General features: G+C 59.5%; 5 protein-coding genes. 1 reads left to right on the forward strand and 4 read right to left on the reverse strand.

Features of this window, described 5'->3' with window-relative positions:
- The coding region (locus JKG68_RS34640) for a DNA translocase FtsK (RefSeq protein WP_312891064.1) at positions 1–1,632 on the reverse strand (1,632 nt) is incomplete at its 3' end.
- An 845-nt stretch (positions 1,633–2,477) separates the two neighbouring features.
- Positions 2,478–2,759, reverse strand: coding sequence for a DUF3572 family protein (locus JKG68_RS34410; protein WP_202066184.1), 282 nt, complete (start codon positions 2,757–2,759; stop codon positions 2,478–2,480).
- Positions 2,760–2,983: 224 nt separating this feature from the next.
- Here JKG68_RS34410 and JKG68_RS31130 point away from each other — a divergent pair, with 224 nt between their 5' ends.
- Positions 2,984–3,403 (forward strand): response regulator, encoded by a 420-nt coding sequence (locus JKG68_RS31130; protein ID WP_202066180.1) that lies wholly within the window; start codon positions 2,984–2,986, stop codon positions 3,401–3,403.
- Positions 3,404–3,553: 150 nt separating this feature from the next.
- On the opposite strand, the gene JKG68_RS31135 is transcribed toward JKG68_RS31130, so the two are convergent.
- Positions 3,554–4,009, reverse strand: a complete 456-nt coding sequence (locus JKG68_RS31135; protein WP_202066182.1) for a flavodoxin family protein — start codon at positions 4,007–4,009, stop codon at positions 3,554–3,556.
- Between the two features lie 252 nt (positions 4,010–4,261).
- Positions 4,262–4,541, reverse strand: a 280-nt coding sequence (locus JKG68_RS33080) for a hypothetical protein (protein WP_210346510.1), incomplete at its 5' end; no start/stop codon positions are given.

Here is a 4,541-nt window from a genome sequence, read left to right on the forward strand (position 1 = left end):
GCCGGCCACCAGGAGGTGCGGCATGCGGGCAAGATCCGCAATCACCGGCTCGCCGCCGATGGTCTTGCCGAGGCAGATCGGGAGCTTCTGGGTCGAGGCCTTGAAGTCGGCAGCCTCGAGCATTTCGCGCAAGTAAACGGTTTCGCGGGTGTCGTTCGGCAGCTCGATGCCGATGGCATTGCGCCCCGGGATCACGGCCACGCGGGCGGAGACCGCGCTCATGGAGCGGGCAATGTCCTCCGAGAGCGCAATCACGCGAGAGGATTTGACCCCTGGCGCCGGCTCCAGCTCATAGAGCGTGACCACCGGGCCCGGATGAACATGAATGACCTCGCCCTTCACGCCGAAGTCGCGAATGACCTTCTCGACCCTGCCGGCCCTCTCCTCGAGGATGTCCTCGGTGAGGATGGGTCCATCATTTTCTGGGGGCTGTCCGAGCATCTCAACATCAGGCAGTTCGTAAGCGCGGGCTCTCGGACGTTCGAGCACTAGGGGCGCAGAAGGGAGGGAGCTCTCGTCGCTAGCTGAAGACGAAAGCGCGTTCGGTTCGAGAGATGCAACCTCAGTATACTCGACCACAATGATCTCCGACTCCGATGCGGCTTCTGCGACGCAGAAGCCGTCCGACTCAAGATCGGTGACGCCTTGGCTCTCAATACCCTCTACGTGCTCGACGTCTGGGTGTTCAACCGCCGCTTCGACATGCTCCAGGGCCAAATCCTGGACTCCCTCGACGCAGTTCAGGACCTCTTCCGTTGCTTCGGTCCGAGCCAGATCCGCCACATAATCACTTGCTTCCGCGGCGCCTACTTCAATGGCTGGTGCAGGAGCAATAGATCCCGGAGCCTCCTGTATTTCGACTTTGCGCAAGCCCACGAAAGGGGCGACAAGCTCGCCGTAGAGGGCAAGGTAGCCGAGATCGAGATCCTCCTCGACGCGCACTTGAGCCGCCTCAGGAGCAGCCATCAGTTCGGCTACGGCGGGGAACTCGTTCACCTCCACTGCCTCAATGCTTTTCTCAATTTCCTGTACCGGCGCTCCTTTCGCAATGACTGCAACAGCTGCATGCCGTTCTGTCCCCAGGACATGCGCGTGCCTGATATCTTGGGGTTCCGCAGCCGCATTCGGCTCCAATGAATGCCTCTGATCCCCGTCCGGCAACGAAAGCAGGGGACGCTTCAGGGAGACGTCGATCCGGTACAGTGTGGCCTGGAAGGCGGAAGGCATGAACATCGTCATCTGTGGCAGAAGGTGGGAGATCACTCGGGGTTCAGCCTGGGGCAGGGAATCCGCTCCAACCACCTCTGGGGCGATCTGAGCGGCCTCTGCGATGCTCGCATCGACTTTCCCGGGCATCACTGCCTCGATAGCAGCAACCTCCCGAATGGCGGCCTGTGGCCGGGTCGCCGCGATGGGAGGCGGATTGGCTGCTCTGGGAGCGAAGGCGCCAAGGGGAGGAACCTCAAGAGCGGCACGTAGCTTTTCGATCCGCTTGTGGATTTCCTCCTTGGGCTTGTTCATCGCCACCTCAGCCAGCCGCCCCGCCTCCATCGGCTCACCGGTGGGCAGGTCAAAGACGTTTGTCTCCTGCGGCTTCCGGATGAGCTTGTCCGGCGTACGGGTGGACCGCACACCATGATCAATGGCAAAGGCCCTCCACCAGCCTGGCTCGGTCTGGCCTATAGCCAGCCACGGCTCCTCCCACTTGGTGCTGGGGCTGTTGTCAGCATCTTGAAAGAACGAGGTATCTCCTTCATGTGGCTTCTTCTGAGAGCTCTCATCTGTCCGGATCGAAGAGGGTAAATAGTCGTTCGGCGTGAAGTGCTTACGCATGGATACAAACAGAGCTCATGAATTCAACGGGTGCGCCGTCTTGGCTGCCTGACACTCTGGATGGCCCCAGTAAACACCAGGTTAGTGCGTCTGGTCAGGAGCACGCTCGGCCGACCCGCTTCCAAGGGTGGACCTGCCCTGCAGATTATCAGTGAGGATGATGGTTCCGCTCCCTGACCGTTCCAACCTTGCACTCGGTCTGCTGCTCCCAAGCCATGCTAGGCTATGGTCTCGGTCCTTACCTGCCGCGCGGGCAGTGGCAGCATTCGAACCTCGGCATCAGGAACGCCAGCCTTGCATCCGGGTTGATCACCCGGAGACTGGTGGGGGCTCAGGTCTCCGCTTGGTTGAGCCCCTTGCGCCATCGAAGAGCGTGAGGGGTTCCCTCCTGCTGTTCTGCCGCAGGAACCAGGACCTTTGAGCGGGGTTAAACCGCCACGAAGCTCCTTGTGCCCCCACGGACTTCGAGACTGTTGAAGCCTCTCACACCCCACCGTGAGAGGCTTTTTCTTTGTCTAAGCTGACGCGACTTGCTGATGAGATCACCGCTTTAGAACGCTGCGTCACCCGCAGCCCCTCGGATCAGAGGCTGCCTTGCTATGCCTCACCTATGACAGTTGAGAGTTCTTCGGTGGCGGCTTGGCTTACTTGAACAGATTGCGGCGCGGCAGGGGAGGAACCGCCTCGGTCTTCGTGGCGAGCGGTTTTAGCTCAGATGGAGGCGTCCGGTGCCCAAGCGCTCCCAGGATGCTGGATGGAGCGATGTTCAGCTCCTGGTGAATAGCCTTGAGCATCTCATCGTCTTTCGACACATAGTCAAGGACGCCCTGTAGGAAGAGCGACGACTTGGCCGATCGCCGGATTGTCTCAGGCTGCAAACCGGTGACGTTCAGGAACTGGATGATGCGGTCGACATCGGCAACGATAAAAGCAAGAACCTAGATCCCCAGAGCATCAGCATGCCCTGAACCTGCCAAGCTGCCCTTTGAAAAGGTCTCTTCCACTTTAGCCTCCATAACCTGCAACGTTGACCGTACCTGCGATGCTCTCACGACCTCCTCTGATCGTCACACAAACAACCGAGTAGGCTCCTGGATGTAAGCACTCGTTAACCATGTGGGAGGATCATTGCCTTTTGGGAGGCTCGGTAATGGCTCGACGGCCGCTTGTTCTTCTGGTTCCGAGTGATCGCCTGACCGGCATCCTGACCAGCAATGGCCTTCTCGGTTATGGCTACGATGTCCTGGTGGCAGCCAGCGTTGAGGAGGCGCTCGATCTCCTTGGCACAAACCCGCGCATCAGCGTCCTCGTCGTCCATGTCGGGGTGGAGAACGCTTCTGATGGACTGGCCTTCGTGGGGGCCGCCCGCGGGGATGATCCGGATCTCAAGGTCGTTTACACCTGCGCCATGCCCAACAGGCTTCCTGAGCGAGAGAAGGTCAGGGGTGCTCCCTGCCTCCGGACGCCGTACCATCCGCACCAGCTTGTGGGTGTCATTGGGCAGATATCGAACCGGTACTCTCCAAGCGAGCATGAGATGCAGGCTCTCTCACATGCCTCAGCTATGTAACACGTCATTGAGAGGCTCAATAGCGAACCAAGGATTAGCGATGGTGCAGGAGAATTTCGAAGACATTTCAGTCTCACAAACAGGCCAGCGACAAGATTGGAGACAACATTTGTTTCAGATGTTGACGTCATTCGAGCAAGTCCTTAGGTCCTAGTCCTTTCCAATGACCTTCGGGGCCAAGATGGTCTCCAGGGTCTGAGCATGGGTGCAGACGATCAGCGGATCCGCCACGGCTTTGAGCCGCCATCCCGTCGCGATCCGCTCCACCTGACGCGCCGCGTTGTGACCGTCACTGCCCGCACAGATCAGCGTCGCGTAGGGGCGCCCGTTGATCTGATCAAGAGCTGGATAGTAGGTGCGGTCGAAGAAGTCCTTCATCAGGCCGGCCATGGCGGCCAGGTTCTCGGGCGTGCCAAAGAGATAGCCGTCCGCATCGAGGAGATCGGTGGCTTGAGCTGCCGGCGCTGGAAGCAGGCGGACGCGGATGGCCGGCTCTGCCGCCGCGCCATGGGCAGCCGCCTCAGCCATCTGACGGGTGCCTCCGGTCATGGAATGATACACGATCAAAAGCGTCTTCGTCGGGCCTGGGTGCAACGGGTTGGCCATCGGCCGAGATCCTGGACGTGATGAAGGTTGGTAGCAAGAGGACCAACCTGAGTAGGATTGGCCCAGCACCAGCCGCGGACTTCTTGTCAAAATTTCCCTTCGGCGAAATTCGGCGAGCCTGTAGTCCAGGCTGCCATCTTCCGACACACTACGGAAGAAGTGCGGATGTCCGGCTACGACGGCGAAGCAGCTGTTCCTGAAGGGTAGGGGGATTCCTACTTTGACCGAGGGTGTGTTAAAACTCAAAGAGGCTCAGCCTCGGTGAACGATTTTTACAAGTTCACGCTCATGCACCGGGGATTCCGCGGCATATTGGGGTTTGCACGAAATTAAATTGCTCCATGGCGCGGCTCGTTCGCGTTTTGACACAGCCTCGACCCACTCCGGACCATCCTGAGGCTGGGACACGTGGCTGACGGAGCGATTGTTCCCACCGGCAATGACGGAAGAAACCGCTTCGGCAAGTTCAGCGCGCCAGTGGGTTCGAAGTTCCAAAAACGGACCTTTCTTCGAATGACGCCGTCCTTCCATT

Source organism: Microvirga aerilata (genome assembly GCF_016743775.1).
GTDB classification, from domain to species: Bacteria; Pseudomonadota; Alphaproteobacteria; order Rhizobiales; family Beijerinckiaceae; genus Microvirga; species Microvirga aerilata.